26 protein-coding genes and 2 pseudogenes are annotated in these 25,934 nt (G+C 72.6%); 15 read left to right on the forward strand and 13 right to left on the reverse strand.

Translation table 11 applies throughout. The features are described 5' to 3' along the window. Window positions 1–54 precede the first annotated feature (54 nt). The gene (locus G5C62_RS03410; RefSeq protein WP_164699969.1) at window positions 55–2,085 is read left to right on the forward strand and encodes an APC family permease; all 2,031 of its coding nucleotides are present in this window, start codon (window positions 55–57) and stop codon (window positions 2,083–2,085) included. Beyond that, window positions 2,078–3,367: a class I SAM-dependent RNA methyltransferase gene (locus G5C62_RS03415; RefSeq protein WP_164699970.1), complete on the forward strand. Its 1,290-nt coding sequence runs from the start codon at window positions 2,078–2,080 to the stop codon at window positions 3,365–3,367. Before G5C62_RS03410 ends, G5C62_RS03415 begins: the two co-directional genes overlap by 8 nt. A 9-nt stretch (window positions 3,368–3,376) precedes the next feature. Here G5C62_RS03415 and G5C62_RS03420 read toward each other — a convergent pair whose 3' ends face one another. Further along, window positions 3,377–3,514 (reverse strand): hypothetical protein, encoded by a 138-nt coding sequence (locus tag G5C62_RS03420; RefSeq protein ID WP_164699971.1) that lies wholly within the window; start codon window positions 3,512–3,514, stop codon window positions 3,377–3,379. A gap of 213 nt (window positions 3,515–3,727) precedes the next feature. On the opposite strand from G5C62_RS03420, the gene G5C62_RS03425 reads away from it, so the two are divergent. After that, on the forward strand, window positions 3,728–3,865 hold the full coding sequence (locus G5C62_RS03425; RefSeq protein WP_164699972.1) for a hypothetical protein: 138 nt from the start codon (window positions 3,728–3,730) through the stop codon (window positions 3,863–3,865). On the opposite strand, the gene G5C62_RS27435 is transcribed toward G5C62_RS03425, so the two are convergent. After that, a complete protein-coding gene (locus tag G5C62_RS27435) occupies window positions 3,841–4,305 on the reverse strand; it encodes a class I SAM-dependent methyltransferase (RefSeq protein WP_206330452.1) in 465 nt (154 codons plus the stop codon). The genes G5C62_RS03425 and G5C62_RS27435 overlap by 25 nt on opposite strands. Next, window positions 4,188–4,505, reverse strand: a complete 318-nt coding sequence (locus tag G5C62_RS27440; protein ID WP_206330448.1) for a hypothetical protein — start codon at window positions 4,503–4,505, stop codon at window positions 4,188–4,190. Before G5C62_RS27440 ends, G5C62_RS27435 begins: the two co-directional genes overlap by 118 nt. Window positions 4,506–4,740: 235 nt before the next feature. On the opposite strand from G5C62_RS27440, the gene G5C62_RS03435 reads away from it, so the two are divergent. The 4 genes from G5C62_RS03435 to G5C62_RS03450 all read left to right on the forward strand — a co-directional run bounded on the left by G5C62_RS03435 (window position 4,741) and on the right by G5C62_RS03450 (window position 8,086). Further along, window positions 4,741–5,190: a hypothetical protein gene (locus tag G5C62_RS03435; RefSeq protein ID WP_164699973.1), complete on the forward strand. Its 450-nt coding sequence runs from the start codon at window positions 4,741–4,743 to the stop codon at window positions 5,188–5,190. A gap of 191 nt (window positions 5,191–5,381) precedes the next feature. Next, window positions 5,382–5,771, forward strand: coding sequence for a hypothetical protein (locus G5C62_RS03440; RefSeq protein ID WP_164699974.1), 390 nt, complete (start codon window positions 5,382–5,384; stop codon window positions 5,769–5,771). A gap of 102 nt (window positions 5,772–5,873) precedes the next feature. Continuing rightward, the gene (gene dxs, locus G5C62_RS03445) at window positions 5,874–7,799 is read left to right on the forward strand and encodes a 1-deoxy-D-xylulose-5-phosphate synthase (RefSeq protein ID WP_164699975.1); all 1,926 of its coding nucleotides are present in this window, start codon (window positions 5,874–5,876) and stop codon (window positions 7,797–7,799) included. Further along, window positions 7,796–8,086, forward strand: a complete 291-nt coding sequence (locus tag G5C62_RS03450) for a thiamine-binding protein (RefSeq protein WP_164699976.1) — start codon at window positions 7,796–7,798, stop codon at window positions 8,084–8,086. Before dxs (G5C62_RS03445) ends, G5C62_RS03450 begins: the two co-directional genes overlap by 4 nt. A gap of 120 nt (window positions 8,087–8,206) precedes the next feature. On the opposite strand, the gene G5C62_RS03455 is transcribed toward G5C62_RS03450, so the two are convergent. Together G5C62_RS03455 and G5C62_RS03460 are read right to left on the reverse strand one after the other, a co-directional pair. Further along, complete coding sequence (locus tag G5C62_RS03455; protein WP_206330449.1) at window positions 8,207–10,285, reverse strand: 3-hydroxyacyl-CoA dehydrogenase NAD-binding domain-containing protein; 2,079 nt, start codon at window positions 10,283–10,285, stop codon at window positions 8,207–8,209. Next, window positions 10,282–11,505 carry a thiolase family protein gene (locus G5C62_RS03460; RefSeq protein WP_164699977.1) on the reverse strand — a complete coding sequence of 408 codons (1,224 nt, stop codon included), beginning with the start codon at window positions 11,503–11,505 and terminating at the stop codon, window positions 10,282–10,284. Before G5C62_RS03460 ends, G5C62_RS03455 begins: the two co-directional genes overlap by 4 nt. A gap of 234 nt (window positions 11,506–11,739) precedes the next feature. Between G5C62_RS03460 and G5C62_RS03465 the strand changes: the two genes are divergently transcribed. From G5C62_RS03465 to G5C62_RS28975, 3 genes and pseudogenes are all read left to right on the forward strand, one after another. After that, window positions 11,740–12,810, forward strand: coding sequence for a sugar ABC transporter substrate-binding protein (locus tag G5C62_RS03465; protein WP_164699978.1), 1,071 nt, complete (start codon window positions 11,740–11,742; stop codon window positions 12,808–12,810). A gap of 71 nt (window positions 12,811–12,881) precedes the next feature. After that, window positions 12,882–13,688, forward strand: a complete 807-nt coding sequence (locus tag G5C62_RS03470) for an ATP-binding cassette domain-containing protein (RefSeq protein WP_164699979.1) — start codon at window positions 12,882–12,884, stop codon at window positions 13,686–13,688. Between the two features lie 9 nt (window positions 13,689–13,697). Next, window positions 13,698–14,432 (forward strand): annotated as a pseudogene (locus G5C62_RS28975) (ABC transporter permease); the annotation flags it as partial. A 189-nt stretch (window positions 14,433–14,621) separates the two neighbouring features. Here G5C62_RS28975 and G5C62_RS03480 read toward each other — a convergent pair. The 3 genes and pseudogenes from G5C62_RS03480 to G5C62_RS03490 all read right to left on the reverse strand — a co-directional run. After that, window positions 14,622–15,611, reverse strand: a pseudogene (locus G5C62_RS03480) (ABC transporter permease); the annotation flags it as partial. A 9-nt stretch (window positions 15,612–15,620) separates the two neighbouring features. After that, on the reverse strand, window positions 15,621–16,427 hold the full coding sequence (locus G5C62_RS03485; protein ID WP_164699979.1) for an ATP-binding cassette domain-containing protein: 807 nt from the start codon (window positions 16,425–16,427) through the stop codon (window positions 15,621–15,623). A gap of 71 nt (window positions 16,428–16,498) precedes the next feature. Then, window positions 16,499–17,569: a sugar ABC transporter substrate-binding protein gene (locus G5C62_RS03490; protein ID WP_164699978.1), complete on the reverse strand. Its 1,071-nt coding sequence runs from the start codon at window positions 17,567–17,569 to the stop codon at window positions 16,499–16,501. A 234-nt stretch (window positions 17,570–17,803) separates the two neighbouring features. Between G5C62_RS03490 and G5C62_RS03495 the strand changes: the two genes are divergently transcribed. Next, window positions 17,804–19,027: a thiolase family protein gene (locus G5C62_RS03495; RefSeq protein WP_164699977.1), complete on the forward strand. Its 1,224-nt coding sequence runs from the start codon at window positions 17,804–17,806 to the stop codon at window positions 19,025–19,027. After that, window positions 19,024–21,102, forward strand: coding sequence for a 3-hydroxyacyl-CoA dehydrogenase NAD-binding domain-containing protein (locus G5C62_RS03500; protein ID WP_206330449.1), 2,079 nt, complete (start codon window positions 19,024–19,026; stop codon window positions 21,100–21,102). The genes G5C62_RS03495 and G5C62_RS03500 overlap by 4 nt, the downstream gene beginning before the upstream one ends. A gap of 120 nt (window positions 21,103–21,222) precedes the next feature. Here the strand turns inward: G5C62_RS03500 and G5C62_RS03505 are convergent, their stop codons facing one another. The 4 genes from G5C62_RS03505 to G5C62_RS03520 form a co-directional block, all read right to left on the reverse strand. Further along, a complete protein-coding gene (locus G5C62_RS03505) occupies window positions 21,223–21,513 on the reverse strand; it encodes a thiamine-binding protein (RefSeq protein ID WP_164699976.1) in 291 nt (96 codons plus the stop codon). Continuing rightward, window positions 21,510–23,435 (reverse strand): 1-deoxy-D-xylulose-5-phosphate synthase, encoded by a 1,926-nt coding sequence (gene dxs / locus G5C62_RS03510; RefSeq protein WP_164699975.1) that lies wholly within the window; start codon window positions 23,433–23,435, stop codon window positions 21,510–21,512. The genes G5C62_RS03505 and dxs (G5C62_RS03510) overlap by 4 nt, the downstream gene beginning before the upstream one ends. 102 nt (window positions 23,436–23,537) lie before the next feature. Next, window positions 23,538–23,927 carry a hypothetical protein gene (locus G5C62_RS03515; RefSeq protein ID WP_164699974.1) on the reverse strand — a complete coding sequence of 130 codons (390 nt, stop codon included), beginning with the start codon at window positions 23,925–23,927 and terminating at the stop codon, window positions 23,538–23,540. Between the two features lie 191 nt (window positions 23,928–24,118). After that, window positions 24,119–24,568, reverse strand: a complete 450-nt coding sequence (locus tag G5C62_RS03520) for a hypothetical protein (protein ID WP_164699973.1) — start codon at window positions 24,566–24,568, stop codon at window positions 24,119–24,121. A gap of 235 nt (window positions 24,569–24,803) precedes the next feature. Here G5C62_RS03520 and G5C62_RS27445 point away from each other — a divergent pair, with 235 nt between their 5' ends. Both G5C62_RS27445 and G5C62_RS27450 read left to right on the forward strand, forming a co-directional pair. After that, a complete protein-coding gene (locus G5C62_RS27445) occupies window positions 24,804–25,121 on the forward strand; it encodes a hypothetical protein (RefSeq protein WP_206330448.1) in 318 nt (105 codons plus the stop codon). After that, window positions 25,016–25,468 carry a class I SAM-dependent methyltransferase gene (locus G5C62_RS27450; RefSeq protein WP_241175680.1) on the forward strand — a complete coding sequence of 151 codons (453 nt, stop codon included), beginning with the start codon at window positions 25,016–25,018 and terminating at the stop codon, window positions 25,466–25,468. Before G5C62_RS27445 ends, G5C62_RS27450 begins: the two co-directional genes overlap by 106 nt. Here G5C62_RS27450 and G5C62_RS03530 read toward each other — a convergent pair. Then, window positions 25,444–25,581 (reverse strand): hypothetical protein, encoded by a 138-nt coding sequence (locus tag G5C62_RS03530; protein WP_164699972.1) that lies wholly within the window; start codon window positions 25,579–25,581, stop codon window positions 25,444–25,446. The genes G5C62_RS27450 and G5C62_RS03530 overlap by 25 nt on opposite strands. A gap of 213 nt (window positions 25,582–25,794) precedes the next feature. Between G5C62_RS03530 and G5C62_RS03535 the strand changes: the two genes are divergently transcribed. Further along, entirely contained in the window at window positions 25,795–25,932 is a 138-nt protein-coding gene (locus G5C62_RS03535) for a hypothetical protein (protein WP_164699971.1), read from the forward strand. Window positions 25,933–25,934 lie beyond the last annotated feature (2 nt).

Raw genomic sequence — 25,934 nt, forward strand, 5'->3', positions numbered from 1 at the left:
GAGGTCGCCCCGTTCCGGCCCAACGGTGGGCTCAGCGTCCGTACCATCGCCGCCGTGCCAAGCCTGTCCGACCTCGGACAACTCCCGAAACGGCTCGTCCTCGGCCGGCCGGTCCGCAGCGACCGCGCCGGTGAGTCGTTGCTGCCCAAGCACCTCGCACTGCCGATCTTCGCCAGCGACCCGCTCTCCTCCGTCGCCTACGCGACGCAGGAGATCCTCATCTTCCTGACGCTGGCCGGGACGACGTTCCTCTTCCTCACCCCGTGGCTGGCCGCGCTCGTGGTCCTGCTGCTGACCGTCGTCGTCCTCTCCTACCGCCAGGTGGTGCACGCCTACCCCTCGGGCGGCGGCGACTACGAGGTGGCGATGAAGAACCACGGCCAGTTCGCCGGCCTGGTCGTCGCCAGCGCGCTGCTCGTCGACTACGTGCTCACCGTCGCGGTGTCGGTCAGCTCCGGCACGGACAACATCATCTCCGCGTTCCCGGAGCTCGCCGAGCACCGGGTCCTCATCTCCGTCGGGCTGGTGGCCCTGCTCGTGGCGGTGAACCTGCGCGGGGTGCGGGAGTCGGGGAAGACCTTCGCCTTCCCGACGTACGCGTTCATCGCCTGCATCCTGGTGATGATCGGCACCGGGCTGATCCGGGAGCTCGTCACCGGCGGCGACGTGGTGGCCGAGAGCGCGGGCTACGCGATCGAGCCCGAACCGGGCTACGAGCAGGTGACCGGCCTGGCGCTGATCTTCTTCGTGCTGCGGGCCTTCGCCTCCGGGTGCACGGCGCTCACCGGGGTGGAGGCGATCGCCAACGGTGTGCCGGCGTTCCGCCCACCGAAGAGCCGGAACGCGGCGACGACGCTGGCGCTGATGGGCGGCATCGCGGCCACGATGTTCGCCGGCGTCACGGCGATGGCCCTGCTGGCCGACGTGAAGTACGTGGAGAACGCCTGCGACCTGGTGGGCTTCGACTGCGAGAACCAGCCGCAGCGGACCGTGATCGCGCAGGTGGCGGCGGCGACCTTCGGCGGCGCGGACTCCATCGGCTTCTACCTCGTCCAGGCGGCGACGGCGCTGGTGCTGATCCTGGCGGCCAACACGGCCTTCAACGGCTTCCCGCTGCTGGGCTCGGTGCTCGCGCAGGACCGGTTCATGCCCCGCCAGCTGCACACCCGCGGCGACAAGCTGGTCTACAGCAACGGGATCCTGCTGCTCGCCGGCTTCGCGATCCTGCTGCTGATCGTCTTCGAGGCCGACTCCACCCAGCTGATCCAGATGTACATCGTGGGCGTCTTCACCAGCTTCTCGATCGGCCAGTGGGGCATGGTGCGGCACTGGAACCGCGAGCTGCGCAGCGAGACCGAGCCCGCCGCCCGCGGTCGCATGCAGCGCTCCCGGCTGATCAACGCCGTCGGCGGCACGCTGACCAGCGTCGTCCTGTTCATCGTCGTGGTCACCAAGTTCACCGGCGGGGCGTGGATCGTGCTCGCCGCGATGCCGGTGATCTTCCTGCTGATGCGCGGGATCAACCGGCACTACTCGCAGGTGGCCGCGCAGCTGGTGCCCGACAGCGACGCGCGGACCAAGCCCAGCAGGGTGCACGCGGTCGTCCTGGTGTCCAAGGTGCACAAGCCAACGCTGCGGGCGCTGGCCTTCGCCCGCGCGACCAGGCCCGACGTCCTGACCGCGCTGACGGTCAACGTGGACGACGCAGACACCCGCGCACTCCAGCGGGACTGGGAGCGCTACGACATCCCGCTGCCGCTGACCGTGCTGGAGTCGCCGTACCGGGAGATCACCCGCCCCGTCCTGGACTTCGTCAAGGACATCCGGCGCGCCGGCCCGAGGGACCTGGTCGTGGTTTTCGTGCCGCAGTACGTGCTGGGCCACTGGTGGGAGAACCTGCTGCACAACCAGAGCGCGCTGCGACTGCGCACCCGACTGCAGTTCCTGCCCGGGGTGATGATCACCAGCGTGCCGTGGCAGCTGGAGGGCTCGCACGACCGCGACGGCGGGAACGGCGGCGGCCCGATCCCTGGCGACCTGCGACGCGGACTGACCTCCGAGGCCGAGCAGACCCCCTATGGCTGAGCGCCGTCGCCGTCCTGCTGCCCGCCCGCAGCGCCAGGCCCCCGACTCGCGTGGCGGCTGGGTGGGCCGGCGCTTCGAGGTGACCGTCGGCCCGGTCGCGCACGGCGGGCACTGCGTGGCCCGGCACGAGGGCCGCGTCGTCTTCGTCCGGCACACGCTGCCCGGCGAGCGGGTGGTCGTCGAGGTGACCGAGGACCGGCAGAAGGGCTTCTGCCGCGGCGACGCCGTCGAGGTGCTGGAGCCGGCGCCGGACCGGGTGGAGCGGCCGTGCCCGTACAGCGGCCCCGGGCGGTGCGGGGGGTGCGACTGGCAGCACGTCAGCCGCGCCGGCCAGCTCGGGCTCAAGGCCGACGTCGTCCGCGAGCAGCTGTCCCGGCTCGCCGGGCTGGACGTCGACGTCACCGTCGAGGCGCTGCCCGGTGGGCCGCTGCGCTGGCGGTCCCGGGCGCGGTTCGCCGTCGACCGCACGGGCTCGCCCGGGTTGCGCCGGCACCGCTCGCACGACGTCGTCCCGCTCGACGACTGCCCGATCACCGCCGAGCCCGCTGCCCAGGCGGTGCTGGCCCGGCGCTGGTTGGACGCCGGTGCCGTGGACGTCGCCCTCGACTCGGCCGGTGTGGTGACGACGACGACGCTGGACCGCCGCGGCCGGCCGCTGGAGACCCAGGTGCTGCGGCCCGGCGCCGAGGTGCCCGAGGAGCCGGCCGGGCGGGCGCAGCGGACCGCCGGTGGCCGGGACTGGGAGGTCGAGGGCACCGGTTTCTGGCAGGTGCACCCGGCCGCCGCCGACGCACTGGTGGGCGCCGTCCTCGGCTTCGCCGCGGTGCAGCCGGGGGAGACGGTGCTGGACCTCTACGCCGGTGCCGGCCTGTTCGGTGGGGCGCTGGCGCCCGGGGTGGGCGCCGCGGGCCGGGTGGTCTGCGTGGAGTCCGACGCCGCGGCCTGCGCCGCTGCCGACGCGAACCTCGCCGACCTGCCGCAGGCCGAGGTCTGGCAGGGCGACGTGGACGCTGCCGGGCTCACCGAGCTGCTCGGCGACCTCGGCCGGCCGGACGTCGTCGTGCTGGACCCGCCGCGGGCGGGTGCCGGGCAGGACGTCAGCCGGGTGCTCGCCGGTGCCGGGGCCCGCGCCGTGGTCTACGTGGCCTGCGACCCGGCGTCCCTGGCTCGCGACGTCGCCGCGTTCGGGCAGGCGGGCTACCGGCTGGCGGACCTGCGGGCGTTCGACTGCTTTCCGATGACCGCCCACGTGGAGTGCGTCGCCCTGCTGGTCAGGGCGTAGGCGAGCGGGTCAGAGCGGGCTGCGAGCGGCGTCCTCGCGCGGCAGCACCCACCGGTCGTCGGCCTTGCGGATGAGGAAGTCGGCGAGCAGGAACGCCTCGTGTACGGCTTCGGTGAGCAGGTCGCGGACGTTGCGGTAGGTGGTCACGTCAGTGCCTCCAGTGCTGCCGAGTGCGTGCGGATCAGGCGTCCCCAGGTCGGCCTGTCGGTCGATCCGTGTGTCCTGGGTCACGACTGTCATCGGCGTCTGGAAGCGTCTGCCGTACCGCGACCGGGTCCGCTCTCACTCGGGCGTGGTAGCTGGTCCGGGTCTGTTCGTCGGCTCGGGCGATCAGGTCGCTCGGTCGACGTCGGGACCGTCGTGGCCAACGCGACCGACGGCAACTGGTCGTCCGCGGCGTTCGGGGTCCTGCTCGCCGGGGTCGCCCGCTCCCGGCTGTGGACGCTGCACCGGGCCGGCCGTCCCTCGCCTGGTCAGGCCCGCACGGCCAGCAGGTAGGCCTGGGGGCTCTTCTCGTACACCGACGGTTCCGGCTCGCGGACCACCCGGGCGCGCACGTCCAGACCGGCCTCGCTCAGCTGTCGCTCGACCCGGTCGGGGTCCAGCCGCCAGCCGTGCAGCGAGATGTCGTGCCCGTAGCCCTGCCGGTGGTGCACCGGCTCGTCGGCGGCGGCCTGGAACGCCAGCAGCAGTGGTGCATCCGGCCGCAGGACGCGGGCCAGCTCGCTGAACACCCGTGGCTGGTGCTCCGGCGGCGTGTGGATCACGGAGTACCAGGCGAGCGCACCGGCCAGCCCGCCGTCCGGCAGGGGCAAGGCGGTCAGAGAGCCGACCTCGAAGCGCAGGTGCGGGTGGCACCTGCGGGCCACCTCGACCATGCCGGGGGAGAGGTCGACGCCGAACACCTCGACGCCCAGGGCGTGCAGGTGGCCGGTGATCCGGCCCGGTCCGCAGCCGAGGTCGCCGACCGGCCGCCATCGGCGGCGAGCACCTGCTCGGCGAAGACGCCGAGCAGCGCCCGGTCCATCGGGCTCTCCGCCAGCGCCGTCCGCAGCAGCTCCTCGTAGGAGGGCGCCACGGTGTCGTAGGCGGCGCGGGTCTCGGCCAGGTGGTCGGTGGCGTCGCCGGGCTCGGTCACGCCGGGGACCGTACGGCGCGGCACCGACAGGTCACGGTCCGGACAGGCGTGCGATCCGCTGCGTCCGCTCTCGCCCATCACCGTCCGTCGGAACCGGTCCCCCAGCGGGGGTCGAACACCGCGGCCCCCGGTGGTGTCCACGAGGACGTGCAGCGCTGCGGTGACGGATGGCGACGCTGCGCCACGACGTTCCGCGCGGGTCGAGAGTCCGCCACCGACCGGCCTGGCGGAACCGGTGACCACCCGGAGACTGACCGCCCTGGTCGCCGTGGATCGCGTGACCTCGATGAAGGGACTTCTCTTGCGCATTCGACGCCTGTTCTCCGCCGCCCTGGTGGGCGCCGGTCTCAGCATCGCCGTGGCCACGCCCGCCCACGCTGATCACGTCCTGCAGATCGTCACGATCGACGGCGAGGACACGTGCCGGCTCGGCGGCACCCTTCTCGGGAGCGGTGTCCACGAGCAGGGCAGGCTGGTGCAGCGCAAGGTCGAGGACGGCGTGACGACCAGCTACCGATGTCAGTTCCGCGGGATCTCCGCGGAGGACGGCGAGGGGTTCGTCATGCCGCGGAACGGTCTCCGTCTCACGGTGCCGTGCTGGCTGATGCCCGACTCCGAGGAGGAGTCGAGTTCCGGGAGTCTGCGAGTGACTCCGAGCGGGAACGCCACCGTCGACTGCCGGTAGCTGCACCGACCGCCGCGTGAGGACGTCGGGGCCCTGGGGGCGCTCGATCATGGAGTTCCGGTGGCGACCCGCCGAGGGGGGTCGGCGAGCCGCCCCGCCGGCTCCATGATCGTTCGCCGGGACCCGTCGCCCATCGGGTCCGCCAGGTCACGCTTCGAACACACGTGCGATCCGCGGTCGAGGTCGCCGCGATGTCCGCGCACACTGACCCGGTGGACGTCGCACTGCCCCCGGGCTGGCCGGACGAGGTCTGGTCGCCCGGCGCCCCGGACTGGGAGCGGACCGCGGTCAGCTGGCTGTTCGACCTCGTGCCACCGGACTACCGGTCCCACGAGGTGTTGCGCCGCTACCCGGTGCTGCTGGCCCGGTTCGCCGGTGACCACGTCGCCGCGGGGCTCGAGGCGGCGCGGGCCGGCTGGCGCACCGTGCGGGTGGAGCTCGCCGACCAGCTGCCACCGGAGGCGATAGAGGCCGCGATCAGCGCCTACGAGCGGGAGGGCGCCCGGCTCACCCGGGCCGCACGCGGGGTCGAGGTGGTCGCCGGGGCGTTGCGCGGCGAACGCTGGGTGCCCCGGCTCTAGGTCCGCTGCCCAGGGGGCAGGTGGCCGGTTCGCCGTTACAGTGGGGTTTCACCGGTTGCGCCCCACCGGACGCCGCCGACGTCGAGAGGACCCTGCCCCGTCGTGTCGTTGCTCAGCTCGTTGACCGGGCCCGCCGACCTCCGGGCACTGCGCCCCGACCAGTTGCCGGCGCTGGCCGGCGAGATCCGCGACGCGCTGGTGGCCGCGGTCGCCAAGACCGGCGGCCACCTGGGGCCCAACCTCGGCGCGGTCGAGCTGACCATCGCCGTCCACCGGGTCTTCGAGTCCCCGCGCGAGCCGGTCATCTTCGACACCGGACACCAGGCCTACGTGCACAAGCTGCTCACCGGCCGGCTCGACGGCTTCGCCCAGCTCCGCCAGCGGAACGGGTTGTCCGGCTACCCCAGCCGGGCCGAGAGCGAGCACGACTGGGTGGAGAACAGCCACGCCTCGACGTCGCTGTCCTACGCCGACGGGCTGGCCAAGGCGTTCGCCGTCCGCGGTGACGTCCGCCCCGTGGTCGCGGTGATCGGCGACGGCGCGCTCACCGGTGGCATGGCCTGGGAGGCGCTGAACAACATCGCCGCCGCGCAGGACCGCCCCGTTGTCATCGTCGTCAACGACAACGGCCGCTCCTACTCCCCGACGATCGGTGGGGTGGCCGACGCGCTCGCGACGCTGCGGCTCCGCCCGGGGTACGAGGAGGCGCTGGCCGCCGTCCGCCAGGCCCTGCACCGGGCACCCGTCGTCGGCACGAAGCTCTACGACGCCCTGCACGCGATCAAGAAGGGGCTCAAGGACGTCCTGGCCCCGCAGGGCATGTTCGAGGACCTCGGCATGAAGTACGTCGGCCCGGTCGACGGCCACGACGTGGAGATGATGGAGTCGGCGCTGCGCCGGGCACGCTCCTTCGGTGGGCCGGTCATCGTGCACGCCGTCACGACCAAGGGCTTCGGCTACCCGCCGGCGGAGACCGACACGATCGACGCCTGGCACTCCACCGGGGTCTTCGAGCCCGACAGCGGGCTCTCCTCGGCCGCCAAGGGCCCGGAGTGGACCGACGTCTTCGCCGACGAGCTGGTGCGGATCGGCACCGAGCGCTCCGACGTCGTGGCGATCACCGCGGCGATGCTGCACCCCACCGGGCTCGCGCCGTTCGCCGAGCGGTTCCCGGAGCGCACCTACGACGTCGGCATCGCCGAGCAGCACGCGCTCACCTCGGCCGCCGGGCTCGCGATGGGCGGCCTGCACCCCGTCGTCGCCATCTACTCGACCTTCCTGAACCGCGCCTTCGACCAGCTGCTGATGGACGTCGCGCTGCACGGCCAGCCGGTCACCCTGGTCCTCGACCGGGCCGGCGTGACCGGCTCCGACGGCGCCTCGCACAACGGCATGTGGGACATGTCGATCTGCTCGATCGTCCCGGGGCTGCAGCTGGCGGCGCCGCGGGACGAGGCGACGATGCGCGAGGCGCTCCGCGAGTCGGTGCAGGTCTCCGACGGGCCCACCGTCATCCGCTTCCCGAAGGGCGCGCTGCCGCCGGAGGTGCCGGCGCTCGAGCGGCGCGGCCGGGTCGACGTGCTGCGCCGGGGGGCGGCCCCCGAGGTGCTGCTGGTCGCCGTCGGCTCCCTGGTGCCGATGTGCCTGGCGGTCGCCGAGCGCGCCGCCGACCACGGCATCGAGGTCACCGTCGTCGACCCGCGCTGGGTGATGCCGGTCGCCGACGAGCTGGTCGCGCTGGCCGGCGAGCACCGGCTGGTGGTCACCGTCGAGGACGGCGGCCGGGCCGGCGGGGTGGGCACGCTGCTGTCGCAGGCACTGCAGGACGCCGACTGCGACGTGCCGGTGCGCACGCTCGGCCTGCCGCAGCAGTTCTTCGAGCACGGCAGCCGGGGTCAGGTGCTGGCCGACGTCGGCCTCACCGAGCAGGACGTCGCCCGCCGCATCGTCGAGTGGGCCGCCCGGGTCGCCGACCGCGCCGCGGCGACGACCGAGCCGCAGCCCGAGGGTGCCGAGGGTCAGCAGTGACCGATCAGGTCATCGCCGAGATCCAGGTCGCACCGTCGCCACCCGGCACCCCCGACGACCCGCACGCCTTCGTCGAGGCGGCGATCCGGGTGATCCAGGCCTCCGGGCTGCGCGCCGAGGTCGGCGCGCTGGGCACCACGCTGGAGGGTGACGCCGACACGGTGTGGGCGACCCTGCGGGCCGCGCACGACGCAATGATCGCCGCCGGCGCGAAGGCCGGCATCTCGCACGTGAAGATCGCCTCGGTGGACCGCACGATGGACAGCCTCACCCACAAGTTCCGCTGACCGCCTTCCGCGGCGGCACCCCCAGGATCAGGTGACCTGGTCGTGTGGGCACCTACCGCGCGGTCTGCCACCAGGTAGGCGCCCCTGGGACCAGGTGACCTGATCCCAGGGGGTCCGACCTCAGGCGGGGAGCGAGGCCACGCCCCTGGGGAGGAACCGCGAACCGGTGACGGCCGCCGACACCCCGGCCCGGTCCAGGTGGGCGGAGATCCCGCCCAGCCAGAACGGCCAGCCGGCGCCGAGCAGCATCGCCAGGTCGATGTCCTGCACGGCCTGGACGACGCCCTCGTCGAGCATCAGCCCGATCTCCTCGGCCAGCGCCCGCTCGGCCCGCGAGCGCAGCTCGTCGGCGGTCAGCGGGGAGTCACCCGCGTCGATGCCGGCGAGCTCGGGGTCGATGACGCCGGGCTCGGTGAAGACCGAGGTCTTGCCCAGCTCGACCATCCGACGCAGGCCCGCGCCGACGCCGAAGCGGTCGGGGAACGCCTCGTGCATCCGCTCCGCCACGTGGAGCGCGACCGGCGGACCGACCAGCGTCAGCAGCTCGAACGGCGTCATCGGCAGGCCCAGCGGCTCCAGCGCCGTCTCCGCGACCGCGACCGGCGTGCCGGCGTCCACGGCCGCGGTGACCTCGCCGAGGAACCGGGTGAGCAGCCGGTTCACGACGAACGCCGGGGCGTCGGCGACCAGCACGCAGGACTTGCCGAGCTGCTTGCCGACGGCGAAGGCGGTGGCCAGCGTGGCGTCGTCGGTGCGCTCGGCGCGCACCACCTCCAGCAGCGGCAGGACCGCGACCGGGTTGAAGAAGTGCAGGCCGACGACCCGCTCGGGGTGCTGCAGCCGCGCGGCCATCTCGGTCACCGACAGCGCCGAGGTGTTGGTGGCCAGCACGCACTCCGGCCTCACCACTGCCTCCACCTCGGCGAACACCTGCTGCTTGACCGACAGCTCCTCGAACACCGCCTCGATGACCAGGTCGGCGTCGGCGAAGGTGCCCTTGTCCAGCGAGCCGGTGACCAGGCCCTTCAGCCGGTTGAGGGCGTCGGGGGAGAGCCGCCCGCGGCCGGCCAGCTTCTCCAGTTCGCCGTGCACGTAGCCGACGCCCTTGTCGACGCGGGCCTGGTCGACGTCGGTGAGCACCACGGGCACCTCGAGCCGGCGCACGAACAGCAGCGCCAGCTGGGAGGCCATCAGCCCGGCACCGACGACGCCGACCTTCGTCACCTTCCGGGCCAGCTTCCGGTCCGGCGCACCGGCGGGACGCTTGGCCCGCTTGTTGACCAGGTCGAAGGCGTACAGGCCGGCCCGCAGCTCGTCGCTCATCAGCAGGTCGGTGAGCGCGTCGTCCTCGGCCGCCGTCCCGGTGGTGAAGCCGGCGTCGCCGGCCCGGGCCAGGTCCAGCAGCTCCACCGCACGCAGCGCCCCGGGGGAGGCGTTGCGGGTGCGGGCGGCGACGAGCTGCCGGGCGCGGGAGATCGCGTCGTCCCAGGCCGTCCGATCGACCTCGGGACGGCGGACGGCGACGTCCCCGCTGAGCACCCCGGCCGCCCATGCCAGCGAACGCTCCAGGAAGTCAGCCGGCTCGAACACCGCGTCGGCCATGCCCAGCTCAGCGGCCTTCGGTGCCGGGGTCACCTTGTTCTGCGCCAGCGCGTTCTCCACGATCACGGTGACCGCGGCGTCGATGCCGATCAGCTCCGGGAGCAGCTGGGTGCCGCCCCAGCCGGGCACCAGGCCGAGGAAGACCTCGGGGAAGGCGACGACGGCGGTGCTGGCGATCGTCCGGTGGTGGCAGTGCAGCGCCAGCTCCAGGCCACCGCCCATCGCCGCGCCGTTGACGAACGCGAACGTCGGGATCGTCGACTCCTTGAGCCGGCGGAACACCCGGTGCCCGGTCTCGGCGATCTCCCGGGCGTCGGCGGCCGAGGTGATCGACGGGACGCCGGAGAGGTCGGCGCCGACGGCGAAGATGAACGGCTTCCCGGTGACGGCGATGGCCGCCGGGGCGGAGGAGTGGGCGGCGATCTCGTCCAGGGCGGTGTCCAGCGAGGCGAGCCCGCCGGGGCCGAACGTGGAGGGCCGGGTGTGGTCGTGCCCGTTGTCCAGCGTGATCAGCGCCAGCTCACCGGCCAGCCCGGGCACCCGCAGGTACCGCACCTTGGCGACGGTGAGGACCTCGTCGGCGAACACTGCACTCACTTCGCTGCACCTTCCCAGTTCGGGTTCTCCCAGATGACGGTGCCGCCCATGCCGATGCCGATGCACATGGCGGTGAGGCCGTAGCGCACGTCGGGTCGCTCGGCGAACTGCCGGGACAGCTGCGTCATCAGCCGCACGCCCGAGGAGGCCAGCGGGTGACCCACGGCGATCGCGCCGCCCCAGGGGTTGACCCGTGCGTCGTCGTCGGCGACGCCGAAGTGGTCCAGGAACGCCAGCACCTGGACGGCGAAGGCCTCGTTGAGCTCGAACAGACCGATGTCGTCGATGGTCAGCCCGGTGCGGGCCAGCGCCTTCTCCGTCGACGGGATCGGGCCCACGCCCATCACCTCGGGCTCGACCCCGGCGAAGCCGAAGCCGACCAGCCGCATGCCGACGTCGAGCCCCAGCTCCTCGGCGACCTCCTCGGCGGCGAGCAGGCACCCGGTGGCGCCGTCGTTCAGCCCGGCGGCGTTGCCGGCGGTGACGTGACCGTGTGGGCGGAACGGCGTCTTCAGCGTCGACAGGCCCTCGAGCGTGGTGTTCGGCCGCGGCGGCTCGTCGACGGTGGCCAGGCCCCAGCCGGCCTCGGCCGAGCGGGTCGCCACGGGCACCAGCTCCGGGCCGATCTGGCCCGTGGCCACCGCTGCGGCGTACTTCTGCTGGCTGGCCACCGCGAACGCGTCGGCCCGCTCCTTGGTCAGGTGCGGGAACCGGTCGTGCAGGTTCTCCGCGGTGGAGCCCATCACCAGCGCGGAGTCGTCGACGATCCTCTCGCTGACGAACCGCGGGTTCGGGTCGACGCCCTCGCCCATCGGGTGGTGGCCCATGTGCTCGACCCCGCCGGCGATCGCGACGTCGTAGGCGCCGAAGGCGATGCCCGACGCGGTGGTGGTCACGGCGGTCATCGCCCCGGCGCACATCCGGTCGATCGCGAAGCCGGGCACGCTCTTCGGCAGCCCGGCCAGCAGCGCGGCGGTGCGGCCGATGGTCAGGCCCTGGTCGCCGATCTGGGTGGTGGCGGCGATGGCCACCTCGTCCACCCGCTCGGCCGGCAGCGACGGGTTCCGGCGCAGCAGCTCGCGGATGCAGCGCACGACGAGGTCGTCGGCGCGGGTCTCGGCGTAGATGCCCGTGGGGCCCGCCTTGCCGAACGGGGTGCGGACGCCGTCGACGAAGACGACCTCACGCAACGAGCGTGGTCGTCGCTCTGCAGATGACACAGGACCTCCGCGATGAGTTCGGTGCCGCCCGAGCGAGGCGGCGACCCGAAGTTACCCGCTGGTAACCGGAGGCTCCACACCCGCCGGGGTGACCAGGCCGTTCCGGATCACGGTCCGGCAACAGTGCTGGCATGTGCTTGCAGTCACACCTGGGGGCAGACACGATCCCTTCCGGAAATCTCCCGGATCCAACGACGGAACGGCAGGTCGAACATGGCGCGACAGCGCACCCTGATGACTGCTCTCGCAGCCTCACTCGTCTTCTCGATGGCCGCCTGCGGCAGCGACGACTCCGGCGGCGGCGGTGGCGGTGGCGGGGACGCCGCCGAGGCCGCCGGCAAGGTGGGGGTGATCCTCCCCGACACCGCGTCCTCGGCCCGCTGGGAGAGTGCAGACCGCCCGCTGCTGGAGGCCGCCTTCGAGGAGGCCGGTGTCGAGGCCGACATCCAGAACGCCCAGGGCGACGCCCAGCGGATGGCGACGATCGCCGAGCAGATGATCACCGGCGGCGTGACCGTCCTGGCGATCACGAACCTGGACTCCGCCTCCGGTGCCGCCATCCAGCGCCAGGCCGAGCAGCAGGGCGTGCAGACGATCGACTACGACCGGCTCACCCTCGGTGGGGAGTCGGACTACTACGTCTCCTTCGACAACACCGAGGTCGGCCGCCTGCAGGGCGAGGGCCTGGCCCAGTGTCTCGGCGACGAGCCGGCGAACATCGCCTTCCTCAACGGCTCGCCGGACGACAACAACGCCACGCTGTTCTCCGAGGGCGCCCACGAGGTGCTCGACCCGATGACCCAGTACACCCAGGTCGCCGAGCAGGCCGTGCCCGAGTGGGACAACCAGCAGGCCGCGACGATCTTCGAGCAGATGTACACCCAGGCCGGGGGCGACATCCAGGGCGTGCTCGCCGCCAACGACGGCCTCGCCAACGCGGTCATCTCCATCCTGGGCCGCAACAACGTCGCCGGCACCGTGCCGGTGACCGGGCAGGACGCCACCACCGAGGGCCTGCAGAACATCCTGGCCGGCAACCAGTGCATGACCGTCTACAAGCCGATCGAGGCGGAGGCCACCGCCCTGGCCGACCTCGCGGTCGCGCTGGTCAACGGCGAGAGCCCGGAGGTCGACGGCGAGGTCGAGGACGTCGAGGGTGGTCGCACCGTCCCGGCCGTGCTGCTGGACCCGGTCTCGGTCTTCCGGGACAACGTCAAGCAGGTCGTCGACGACGGCTTCGTCGACGCCGCCGACCTGTGCACCGGTGAGTACGCCGCCGCCTGCACCGAGCTCGGCATCCAGTAGTCCACCGTCAGCAGGGGCGCCCTCTCCGGGGGGGCGCCCCTGTCGGCCTGTCCAGGCAGGAAGGGACCCACGTGTCCGCTCCAGAGCGCGATCACGGCACCACGACCGTCGGCCGGCCCACCCTCGAACTGCGCGGGGTGGACAAGAGCTTCGGCGCCGTCCAGGTGCTGCACGACGTCCACCTCACCGTCTACCCCGGGAAGGTCACCGCGCTGGTCGGTGACAACGGAGCGGGCAAGAGCACGCTGATCAAGGGCATCGCCGGCATTCACCCGTTCGACTCGGGCGAGGTGGGGTTCGAGGGCGAGAAGGTCACCCTGCACAGCCCCCGGGACGCCGCCCGGCTGGGGATCGAGGTCGTCTACCAGGACCTCGCGCTCGCCGACAACCTCGACGTCGTCCAGAACATGTTCCTGGGCCGGGAGCGCAAGCGCGGGATCCTGCTCGACGAGCAGTCCATGGAGGAGGCCGCGCGGGACACCCTCGGCAAGCTGTCGGTCCGCACACTGAAGTCCGTCCGGCAGCTGGTGTCCAGCCTCTCCGGTGGCCAGCGGCAGACGGTCGCCATCGCCAAGGCGGTCCTCTGGGAGTCCAAGCTCGTCATCCTCGACGAGCCGACCGCCGCGCTGGGGGTCGCCCAGACCCGGCAGGTGTTGGACCTGGTCCGCCGGCTGGCCGATGCCGGCCACGCCGTCGTCTTCATCACCCACAACATGGTCGACGTGTTCGAGGTCGCCGACCGGGTGGCGGCGCTCTACCTGGGCCGGGTGGCCGCCGACGTCCCGATCGACCAGGTCGACCGCACCCAGGTCATCGAGCTCATCACCTCCGGCCAGTCCGGTGACCTGGGCCTCTCGGCCGAAGACCTCGAGGACTGAGAGGACGTCATGTCGAGCAACACACTGACCGCCGCCGAGGCGAGCGGTCCGCAGAAGCCCGCCGCGGGCTTCGAGGGCGACCGGCAGGACAACACCCTCGGCGGCGCAGTCCGGGGCTATCTGGACAAGCTGCGCGGCGGTGACCTGGGGGCGCTGCCGGCCGTCCTGGGCATCATCACCCTCGGCATCCTGTTCACGGTGCTGCGGCCGGGCACCTTCCTGACCCCGCTCAACCTGGCCAACCTCGCCGTGCAGGCCACCCCGATCATCGTGCTGGCGATGGGCCTGGTCTTCGTCCTGCTGCTGGGCGAGATCGACCTGTCGGCCGGGGTGGTCAGCGGAGTCTGCTCCGCTGTCCTGGCTCAGCTGCTGGTGCAGGGCGGGTTCGGCTGGCCGGTCGCCGTGCTCGCCGCGATCGTCACCGGTGCGGTGATCGGGATGTTCACCGGCAGCCTGGTCGGCATGGTCGGGATCCCGTCGTTCGTGGTGACCCTGGCGCTGTTCCTCGGCTGGCAGGGCGTGACCCTGCGGCTGATCGGCCAGGGCGGCACCGTGCCCGTGCGGGAACCGGTGATCCGCGCACTGGCCAACGAGAACCTGCCGCTGACGGTCGGCTGGGCGCTGGCCGTGCTGGTGGCGGTCGGCTACGCCGCGATCGAGCTCTGGCGCTGGCGGGCCAAGCGGGCCCGGGACCTGGCCCACCAGCCGCTGGTGCTGGTCGTCCTCCGCGTGGTGCTCATGGCCGTGGTGGTGCTGGGCGTGACCTGGATCCTGAGCCAGGACCGGGCGCTGTCGGCGGCGGTCGACCTGGCCGGCATCCCGTACGCCATCCCGCTGGTCATCCTGCTGCTGCTGGTGGTCACCTTCGTGCTGTCCCGCACCGGCGTCCGGCGTCACCGAGCTCAGCCGCGAGGTGGCGAGGATGCCGCTGATCGCGGCCAGGCTGGAGGAGATGACGAACGCCATCACCCGGATCCGGGTCACGTTGATGCCCGCCCGGCGGGCCGCCTCGGCGTTGCCGCCGACCGCGTACATGTGCCGGCCGAAGCTGGTGCGGGACAGCACGAAGGTGACCACCAGCAGCAGCAGGATGACCAGCGGGATGGCGTACGGGATGCCGGCCAGGTCGACCGCCGCCGACAGCGCCCGGTCCTGGCTCAGGATCCAGGTCACGCCCAGCACCACCACGGCCATGAGCACCACGCGGAGGACGACCAGCACCAGCGGCTGGTGGGCCAGGTCCCGGGCCCGCTTGGCCCGCCAGCGCCAGAGCTCGATCGCGGCGTAGCCGACCGCCACCAGCACGGCCAGCGCCCAGCCGACCGTCAGCGGCAGGTTCTCGTTGGCCAGTGCGCGGATCACCGGTTCCCGCACGGGCACGGTGCCGCCCTGGCCGATCAGCCGCAGGGTCACGCCCTGCCAGCCGAGGAACAGCGCCAGGGTCACCACGAACGACGGGATCCCGACCATGCCGACCAGGCTGCCGGTGAACATCCCGATCACCGCACCGGTGACGATCGCGGCGAGCACGGCGACCGGCCAGCCGAACCCGCCCTGCACCAGCAGCTGAGCCAGGACAGCGGAGCAGACTCCGCTGACCACCCCGGCCGACAGGTCGATCTCGCCCAGCAGCAGGACGAAGACCAGGCCCATCGCCAGCACGATGATCGGGGTGGCCTGCACGGCGAGGTTGGCCAGGTTGAGCGGGGTCAGGAAGGTGCCCGGCCGCAGCACCGTGAACAGGATGCCGAGGGTGATGATGCCCAGGACGGCCGGCAGCGCCCCCAGGTCACCGCCGCGCAGCTTGTCCAGATAGCCCCGGACTGCGCCGCCGAGGGTGTTGTCCTGCCGGTCGCCCTCGAAGCCCGCGGCGGGCTTCTGCGGACCGCTCGCCTCGGCGGCGGTCAGTGTGTTGCTCGACATGACGTCCTCTCAGTCCTCGAGGTCTTCGGCCGAGAGGCCCAGGTCACCGGACTGGCCGGAGGTGATGAGCTCGATGACCTGGGTGCGGTCGACCTGGTCGATCGGGACGTCGGCGGCCACCCGGCCCAGGTAGAGCGCCGCCACCCGGTCGGCGACCTCGAACACGTCGACCATGTTGTGGGTGATGAAGACGACGGCGTGGCCGGCATCGGCCAGCCGGCGGACCAGGTCCAACACCTGCCGGGTCTGGGCGACCCCCAGCGCGGCGGTCGGCTCGTCGAGGATGACGAGCTTGGACTCCCAGAGGACCGCCTTGGCGATGGCGACCGTCTGCCGCTGGCCACCGGAGAGGCTGGACACCAGCTGCCGGACGGACTTCAGTGTGCGGACCGACAGCTTGCCGAGGGTGTCCCGCGCGGCCTCCTCCATGGACTGCTCGTCGAGCAGGATCCCGCGCTTGCGCTCCCGGCCCAGGAACATGTTCTGGACGACGTCGAGGTTGTCGGCGAGCGCGAGGTCCTGGTAGACGACCTCGATCCCCAGCCGGGCGGCGTCCCGGGGGCTGTGCAGGGTGACCTTCTCGCCCTCGAACCCCACCTCGCCCGAGTCGAACGGGTGAATGCCGGCGATGCCCTTGATCAGCGTGCTCTTGCCCGCTCCGTTGTCACCGACCAGCGCGGTGACCTTCCCGGGGTAGACGGTGAGGTGGACGTCGTGCAGCACCTGGACGGCGCCGAAGCTCTTGTCCACCCCGCGCAGTTCGAGGGTGGGCCGGCCGACGGTCGTGGTGCCGTGATCGCGCTCTGGAGCGGACACGTGGGTCCCTTCCTGCCTGGACAGGCCGACAGGGGCGCCCCCCCGGAGAGGGCGCCCCTGCTGACGGTGGACTACTGGATGCCGAGCTCGGTGCAGGCGGCGGCGTACTCACCGGTGCACAGGTCGGCGGCGTCGACGAAGCCGTCGTCGACGACCTGCTTGACGTTGTCCCGGAAGACCGAGACCGGGTCCAGCAGCACGGCCGGGACGGTGCGACCACCCTCGACGTCCTCGACCTCGCCGTCGACCTCCGGGCTCTCGCCGTTGACCAGCGCGACCGCGAGGTCGGCCAGGGCGGTGGCCTCCGCCTCGATCGGCTTGTAGACGGTCATGCACTGGTTGCCGGCCAGGATGTTCTGCAGGCCCTCGGTGGTGGCGTCCTGCCCGGTCACCGGCACGGTGCCGGCGACGTTGTTGCGGCCCAGGATGGAGATGACCGCGTTGGCGAGGCCGTCGTTGGCGGCGAGCACGCCCTGGATGTCGCCCCCGGCCTGGGTGTACATCTGCTCGAAGATCGTCGCGGCCTGCTGGTTGTCCCACTCGGGCACGGCCTGCTCGGCGACCTGGGTGTACTGGGTCATCGGGTCGAGCACCTCGTGGGCGCCCTCGGAGAACAGCGTGGCGTTGTTGTCGTCCGGCGAGCCGTTGAGGAAGGCGATGTTCGCCGGCTCGTCGCCGAGACACTGGGCCAGGCCCTCGCCCTGCAGGCGGCCGACCTCGGTGTTGTCGAAGGAGACGTAGTAGTCCGACTCCCCACCGAGGGTGAGCCGGTCGTAGTCGATCGTCTGCACGCCCTGCTGCTCGGCCTGGCGCTGGATGGCGGCACCGGAGGCGGAGTCCAGGTTCGTGATCGCCAGGACGGTCACGCCGCCGGTGATCATCTGCTCGGCGATCGTCGCCATCCGCTGGGCGTCGCCCTGGGCGTTCTGGATGTCGGCCTCGACACCGGCCTCCTCGAAGGCGGCCTCCAGCAGCGGGCGGTCTGCACTCTCCCAGCGGGCCGAGGACGCGGTGTCGGGGAGGATCACCCCCACCTTGCCGGCGGCCTCGGCGGCGTCCCCGCCACCGCCACCGCCGCCGCCGGAGTCGTCGCTGCCGCAGGCGGCCATCGAGAAGACGAGTGAGGCTGCGAGAGCAGTCATCAGGGTGCGCTGTCGCGCCATGTTCGACCTGCCGTTCCGTCGTTGGATCCGGGAGATTTCCGGAAGGGATCGTGTCTGCCCCCAGGTGTGACTGCAAGCACATGCCAGCACTGTTGCCGGACCGTGATCCGGAACGGCCTGGTCACCCCGGCGGGTGTGGAGCCTCCGGTTACCAGCGGGTAACTTCGGGTCGCCGCCTCGCTCGGGCGGCACCGAACTCATCGCGGAGGTCCTGTGTCATCTGCAGAGCGACGACCACGCTCGTTGCGTGAGGTCGTCTTCGTCGACGGCGTCCGCACCCCGTTCGGCAAGGCGGGCCCCACGGGCATCTACGCCGAGACCCGCGCCGACGACCTCGTCGTGCGCTGCATCCGCGAGCTGCTGCGCCGGAACCCGTCGCTGCCGGCCGAGCGGGTGGACGAGGTGGCCATCGCCGCCACCACCCAGATCGGCGACCAGGGCCTGACCATCGGCCGCACCGCCGCGCTGCTGGCCGGGCTGCCGAAGAGCGTGCCCGGCTTCGCGATCGACCGGATGTGCGCCGGGGCGATGACCGCCGTGACCACCACCGCGTCGGGCATCGCCTTCGGCGCCTACGACGTCGCGATCGCCGGCGGGGTCGAGCACATGGGCCACCACCCGATGGGCGAGGGCGTCGACCCGAACCCGCGGTTCGTCAGCGAGAGGATCGTCGACGACTCCGCGCTGGTGATGGGCTCCACCGCGGAGAACCTGCACGACCGGTTCCCGCACCTGACCAAGGAGCGGGCCGACGCGTTCGCGGTGGCCAGCCAGCAGAAGTACGCCGCAGCGGTGGCCACGGGCCAGATCGGCCCGGAGCTGGTGCCCGTGGCGACCCGCTCGGCCGAGGCCGGCTGGGGCCTGGCCACCGTCGACGAGCCGCCGCGGCCGAACACCACGCTCGAGGGCCTGTCGACGCTGAAGACGCCGTTCCGCCCACACGGTCACGTCACCGCCGGCAACGCCGCCGGGCTGAACGACGGCGCCACCGGGTGCCTGCTCGCCGCCGAGGAGGTCGCCGAGGAGCTGGGGCTCGACGTCGGCATGCGGCTGGTCGGCTTCGGCTTCGCCGGGGTCGAGCCCGAGGTGATGGGCGTGGGCCCGATCCCGTCGACGGAGAAGGCGCTGGCCCGCACCGGGCTGACCATCGACGACATCGGTCTGTTCGAGCTCAACGAGGCCTTCGCCGTCCAGGTGCTGGCGTTCCTGGACCACTTCGGCGTCGCCGACGACGACGCACGGGTCAACCCCTGGGGCGGCGCGATCGCCGTGGGTCACCCGCTGGCCTCCTCGGGCGTGCGGCTGATGACGCAGCTGTCCCGGCAGTTCGCCGAGCGACCCGACGTGCGCTACGGCCTCACCGCCATGTGCATCGGCATCGGCATGGGCGGCACCGTCATCTGGGAGAACCCGAACTGGGAAGGTGCAGCGAAGTGAGTGCAGTGTTCGCCGACGAGGTCCTCACCGTCGCCAAGGTGCGGTACCTGCGGGTGCCCGGGCTGGCCGGTGAGCTGGCGCTGATCACGCTGGACAACGGGCACGACCACACCCGGCCCTCCACGTTCGGCCCCGGCGGGCTCGCCTCGCTGGACACCGCCCTGGACGAGATCGCCGCCCACTCCTCCGCCCCGGCGGCCATCGCCGTCACCGGGAAGCCGTTCATCTTCGCCGTCGGCGCCGACCTCTCCGGCGTCCCGTCGATCACCTCGGCCGCCGACGCCCGGGAGATCGCCGAGACCGGGCACCGGGTGTTCCGCCGGCTCAAGGAGTCGACGATCCCGACGTTCGCGTTCGTCAACGGCGCGGCGATGGGCGGTGGCCTGGAGCTGGCGCTGCACTGCCACCACCGGACGATCGCCAGCACCGCCGTCGTCGCCTTCCCCGAGGTCTTCCTCGGCCTGGTGCCCGGCTGGGGCGGCACCCAGCTGCTCCCGGAGCTGATCGGCATCGACGCCGCGGTCACCGTGATCGTGGAGAACGCGCTGGCGCAGAACAAGGTGACCCCGGCACCGAAGGCCGCTGAGCTGGGCATGGCCGACGCGGTGTTCGAGCCGGCTGACTTCCTGGAGCGTTCGCTGGCATGGGCGGCCGGGGTGCTCAGCGGGGACGTCGCCGTCCGCCGTCCCGAGGTCGATCGGACGGCCTGGGACGACGCGATCTCCCGCGCCCGGCAGCTCGTCGCCGCCCGCACCCGCAACGCCTCCCCCGGGGCGCTGCGTGCGGTGGAGCTGCTGGACCTGGCCCGGGCCGGCGACGCCGGCTTCACCACCGGGACGGCGGCCGAGGACGACGCGCTCACCGACCTGCTGATGAGCGACGAGCTGCGGGCCGGCCTGTACGCCTTCGACCTGGTCAACAAGCGGGCCAAGCGTCCCGCCGGTGCGCCGGACCGGAAGCTGGCCCGGAAGGTGACGAAGGTCGGCGTCGTCGGTGCCGGGCTGATGGCCTCCCAGCTGGCGCTGCTGTTCGTGCGCCGGCTCGAGGTGCCCGTGGTGCTCACCGACGTCGACCAGGCCCGCGTCGACAAGGGCGTCGGCTACGTGCACGGCGAACTGGAGAAGCTGGCCGGCCGCGGGCGGCTCTCCCCCGACGCCCTCAACCGGCTGAAGGGCCTGGTCACCGGCTCGCTGGACAAGGGCACCTTCGCCGACGCCGACCTGGTCATCGAGGCGGTGTTCGAGGAGCTGTCGGTCAAGCAGCAGGTGTTCGCCGAGGTGGAGGCAGTGGTGAGGCCGGAGTGCGTGCTGGCCACCAACACCTCGGCGCTGTCGGTGACCGAGATGGCCGCGCGGCTGCAGCACCCCGAGCGGGTCGTCGGCCTGCACTTCTTCAACCCGGTCGCGGTCCTGCCGCTGCTGGAGGTGGTGCGCGCCGAGCGCACCGACGACGCCACGCTGGCCACCGCCTTCGCCGTCGGCAAGCAGCTCGGCAAGTCCTGCGTGCTGGTCGCCGACGCCCCGGCGTTCGTCGTGAACCGGCTGCTCACCCGGTTCCTCGGCGAGGTCACCGCGGCCGTGGACGCCGGCACGCCGGTCGCGGTCGCGGAGACGGCGCTGGAGCCGCTGGGCCTGCCGATGACGCCGTTCGAGCTGCTGACGCTGGTCGGTCCGCCGGTCGCGCTCCACGTGGCGGAGCGGATGCACGAGGCGTTCCCCGACCGCTTCGGCGTCGGCGCGGGCCTGCGTCGGATGGTCGAGCTGGGCAAGACCTCGGTCTTCACCGAGCCCGGCGTCATCGACCCCGAGCTCGCCGGCATCGACGCGGGTGACTCCCCGCTGACCGCCGACGAGCTGCGCTCGCGGGCCGAGCGGGCGCTGGCCGAGGAGATCGGGCTGATGCTCGACGAGGGCGTCGTCCAGGCCGTGCAGGACATCGACCTGGCGATGCTGCTCGGCGCCGGCTGGCCGTTCTGGCTGGGCGGGATCTCCGCCCACCTGGACCGGGCCGGGGTGTCGGCGGCCGTCACCGGTTCGCGGTTCCTCCCCAGGGGCGTGGCCTCGCTCCCCGCCTGAGGTCGGACCCCCTGGGATCAGGTCACCTGGTCCCAGGGGCGCCTACCTGGTGGCAGACCGCGCGGTAGGTGCCCACACGACCAGGTCACCTGATCCTGGGGGTGCCGCCGCGGAAGGCGGTCAGCGGAACTTGTGGGTGAGGCTGTCCATCGTGCGGTCCACCGAGGCGATCTTCACGTGCGAGATGCCGGCCTTCGCGCCGGCGGCGATCATTGCGTCGTGCGCGGCCCGCAGGGTCGCCCACACCGTGTCGGCGTCACCCTCCAGCGTGGTGCCCAGCGCGCCGACCTCGGCGCGCAGCCCGGAGGCCTGGATCACCCGGATCGCCGCCTCGACGAAGGCGTGCGGGTCGTCGGGGGTGCCGGGTGGCGACGGTGCGACCTGGATCTCGGCGATGACCTGATCGGTCACTGCTGACCCTCGGCACCCTCGGGCTGCGGCTCGGTCGTCGCCGCGGCGCGGTCGGCGACCCGGGCGGCCCACTCGACGATGCGGCGGGCGACGTCCTGCTCGGTGAGGCCGACGTCGGCCAGCACCTGACCCCGGCTGCCGTGCTCGAAGAACTGCTGCGGCAGGCCGAGCGTGCGCACCGGCACGTCGCAGTCGGCGTCCTGCAGTGCCTGCGACAGCAGCGTGCCCACCCCGCCGGCCCGGCCGCCGTCCTCGACGGTGACCACCAGCCGGTGCTCGCCGGCCAGCGCGACCAGCTCGTCGGCGACCGGCATCACCCAGCGCGGGTCGACGACGGTGACCTCGATGCCGTGGTCGGCGGCGCGCTCGGCGACCGCCAGGCACATCGGCACCAGGGAGCCGACGGCGACCAGCAGCACCTCGGGGGCCGCCCCCCGGCGCAGCACGTCGACCCGGCCGCGCCGCTCGAGCGCCGGCACCTCCGGCGGCAGCGCGCCCTTCGGGAAGCGGATGACGGTGGGCCCGTCGGAGACCTGCACCGACTCGCGGAGCGCCTCGCGCATCGTCGCCTCGTCCCGCGGCGCCGCCAGCTGCAGCCCCGGGACGATCGAGCAGATCGACATGTCCCACATGCCGTTGTGCGAGGCGCCGTCGGAGCCGGTCACGCCGGCCCGGTCGAGGACCAGGGTGACCGGCTGGCCGTGCAGCGCGACGTCCATCAGCAGCTGGTCGAAGGCGCGGTTCAGGAAGGTCGAGTAGATGGCGACGACGGGGTGCAGGCCGCCCATCGCGAGCCCGGCGGCCGAGGTGAGCGCGTGCTGCTCGGCGATGCCGACGTCGTAGGTGCGCTCCGGGAACCGCTCGGCGAACGGCGCGAGCCCGGTGGGGTGCAGCATCGCCGCGGTGATCGCCACGACGTCGGAGCGCTCGGTGCCGATCCGCACCAGCTCGTCGGCGAAGACGTCGGTCCACTCCGGGCCCTTGGCGGCCGAGGAGAGCCCGCTGTCGGGCTCGAAGACCCCGGTGGAGTGCCAGGCGTCGATCGTGTCGGTCTCCGCCGGCGGGTAGCCGAAGCCCTTGGTCGTGACGGCGTGCACGATGACCGGCCCACCGAAGGAGCGTGCCCGGCGCAGCGCCGACTCCATCATCTCCACGTCGTGGCCGTCGACCGGGCCGACGTACTTCATGCCGAGGTCCTCGAACATGCCCTGCGGGGCCAGGACGTCCTTGAGCCCCTTCTTGATCGCGTGCAGGGCGTCGTAGAGCTTCGTGCCGACGACGGGTGCCCGGTGCAGGGCCTGGCGGACGGCGGCCAGCGCCTCCTCGTACCCCGGGCGGAGCCGCAGCGTCGCGAGCGCGTCGGCCACCCCACCGATCGTCGGGGAGTAGGAGCGGCCGTTGTCGTTGACGACGATGACAACGGGGCGGTCCTGCGCGGCGGCGATGTTGTTCAGCGCCTCCCAGGCCATGCCACCGGTGAGCGCGCCGTCGCCGATCACCGCGACCACGGGGCGGACGTCACCGCGGACGGCGAACGCCTTGGCCAGCCCGTCGGCGTAGGACAGCGACGTCGAGGCGTGGCTGTTCTCCACCCAGTCGTGCTCGCTCTCGGCCCGGCTGGGGTAGCCGGACAACCCGTTCCGCTGGCGGAGCTGGGCGAAGCCGTCGAGCCGGCCGGTGAGCAGCTTGTGCACGTAGGCCTGGTGTCCGGTGTCGAAGATGACCGGCTCGCGCGGGGACTCGAAGACCCGGTGGACGGCGATGGTCAGCTCGACCGCGCCGAGGTTGGGCCCCAGGTGGCCGCCGGTCTTGGCGACCGCGGCCACCAGCGCGTCGCGGATCTCGCCGGCCAGCGCCGGCAACTGGTCGGGGCGCAGTGCCCGGAGGTCGGCGGGCCCGGTCAACGAGCTGAGCAACGACACGACGGGGCAGGGTCCTCTCGACGTCGGCGGCGTCCGGTGGGGCGCAACCGGTGAAACCCCACTGTAACGGCGAACCGGCCACCTGCCCCCTGGGCAGCGGACCTAGAGCCGGGGCACCCAGCGTTCGCCGCGCAACGCCCCGGCGACCACCTCGACCCCGCGTGCGGCCCGGGTGAGCCGGGCGCCCTCCCGCTCGTAGGCGCTGATCGCGGCCTCTATCGCCTCCGGTGGCAGCTGGTCGGCGAGCTCCACCCGCACGGTGCGCCAGCCGGCCCGCGCCGCCTCGAGCCCCGCGGCGACGTGGTCACCGGCGAACCGGGCCAGCAGCACCGGGTAGCGGCGCAACACCTCGTGGGACCGGTAGTCCGGTGGCACGAGGTCGAACAGCCAGCTGACCGCGGTCCGCTCCCAGTCCGGGGCGCCGGGCGACCAGACCTCGTCCGGCCAGCCCGGGGGCAGTGCGACGTCCACCGGGTCAGTGTGCGCGGACATCGCGGCGACCTCGACCGCGGATCGCACGTGTGTTCGAAGCGTGACCTGGCGGACCCGATGGGCGACGGGTCCCGGCGAACGATCATGGAGCCGGCGGGGCGGCTCGCCGACCCCCCTCGGCGGGTCGCCACCGGAACTCCATGATCGAGCGCCCCCAGGGCCCCGACGTCCTCACGCGGCGGTCGGTGCAGCTACCGGCAGTCGACGGTGGCGTTCCCGCTCGGAGTCACTCGCAGACTCCCGGAACTCGACTCCTCCTCGGAGTCGGGCATCAGCCAGCACGGCACCGTGAGACGGAGACCGTTCCGCGGCATGACGAACCCCTCGCCGTCCTCCGCGGAGATCCCGCGGAACTGACATCGGTAGCTGGTCGTCACGCCGTCCTCGACCTTGCGCTGCACCAGCCTGCCCTGCTCGTGGACACCGCTCCCGAGAAGGGTGCCGCCGAGCCGGCACGTGTCCTCGCCGTCGATCGTGACGATCTGCAGGACGTGATCAGCGTGGGCGGGCGTGGCCACGGCGATGCTGAGACCGGCGCCCACCAGGGCGGCGGAGAACAGGCGTCGAATGCGCAAGAGAAGTCCCTTCATCGAGGTCACGCGATCCACGGCGACCAGGGCGGTCAGTCTCCGGGTGGTCACCGGTTCCGCCAGGCCGGTCGGTGGCGGACTCTCGACCCGCGCGGAACGTCGTGGCGCAGCGTCGCCATCCGTCACCGCAGCGCTGCACGTCCTCGTGGACACCACCGGGGGCCGCGGTGTTCGACCCCCGCTGGGGGACCGGTTCCGACGGACGGTGATGGGCGAGAGCGGACGCAGCGGATCGCACGCCTGTCCGGACCGTGACCTGTCGGTGCCGCGCCGTACGGTCCCCGGCGTGACCGAGCCCGGCGACGCCACCGACCACCTGGCCGAGACCCGCGCCGCCTACGACACCGTGGCGCCCTCCTACGAGGAGCTGCTGCGGACGGCGCTGGCGGAGAGCCCGATGGACCGGGCGCTGCTCGGCGTCTTCGCCGAGCAGGTGCTCGCCGCCGATGGCGGCCGGTCGGCGACCTCGGCTGCGGACCGGGCCGGATCACCGGCCACCTGCACGCCCTGGGCGTCGAGGTGTTCGGCGTCGACCTCTCCCCCGGCATGGTCGAGGTGGCCCGCAGGTGCCACCCGCACCTGCGCTTCGAGGTCGGCTCTCTGACCGCCTTGCCCCTGCCGGACGGCGGGCTGGCCGGTGCGCTCGCCTGGTACTCCGTGATCCACACGCCGCCGGAGCACCAGCCACGGGTGTTCAGCGAGCTGGCCCGCGTCCTGCGGCCGGATGCACCACTGCTGCTGGCGTTCCAGGCCGCCGCCGACGAGCCGGTGCACCACCGGCAGGGCTACGGGCACGACATCTCGCTGCACGGCTGGCGGCTGGACCCCGACCGGGTCGAGCGACAGCTGAGCGAGGCCGGTCTGGACGTGCGCGCCCGGGTGGTCCGCGAGCCGGAACCGTCGGTGTACGAGAAGAGCCCCCAGGCCTACCTGCTGGCCGTGCGGGCCTGACCAGGCGAGGGACGGCCGGCCCGGTGCAGCGTCCACAGCCGGGAGCGGGCGACCCCGGCGAGCAGGACCCCGAACGCCGCGGACGACCAGTTGCCGTCGGTCGCGTTGGCCACGACGGTCCCGACGTCGACCGAGCGACCTGATCGCCCGAGCCGACGAACAGACCCGGACCAGCTACCACGCCCGAGTGAGAGCGGACCCGGTCGCGGTACGGCAGACGCTTCCAGACGCCGATGACAGTCGTGACCCAGGACACACGGATCGACCGACAGGCCGACCTGGGGACGCCTGATCCGCACGCACTCGGCAGCACTGGAGGCACTGACGTGACCACCTACCGCAACGTCCGCGACCTGCTCACCGAAGCCGTACACGAGGCGTTCCTGCTCGCCGACTTCCTCATCCGCAAGGCCGACGACCGGTGGGTGCTGCCGCGCGAGGACGCCGCTCGCAGCCCGCTCTGACC

It is taken from the genome of Modestobacter sp. KNN46-3 (assembly GCF_011039295.1).

Bases quoted from the DNA above. Each gene is read 5' to 3' on its own strand.
- G5C62_RS03415 (WP_164699970.1), top strand. From the start codon at position 2,078: ATGGCTGAGCGCCGTCGCCGTCCTGCTGCCCGCCCGCAGCGCCAGGCC.
- G5C62_RS03490 (WP_164699978.1), bottom strand. From the start codon at position 17,569: ATGACTGCTCTCGCAGCCTCACTCGTCTTCTCGATGGCCGCCTGCGGC.
- G5C62_RS03440 (WP_164699974.1), top strand. From the start codon at position 5,382: ATGTCCGCGCACACTGACCCGGTGGACGTCGCACTGCCCCCGGGCTGG.
- G5C62_RS03465 (WP_164699978.1), top strand. From the start codon at position 11,740: ATGACTGCTCTCGCAGCCTCACTCGTCTTCTCGATGGCCGCCTGCGGC.
- G5C62_RS03515 (WP_164699974.1), bottom strand. From the start codon at position 23,927: ATGTCCGCGCACACTGACCCGGTGGACGTCGCACTGCCCCCGGGCTGG.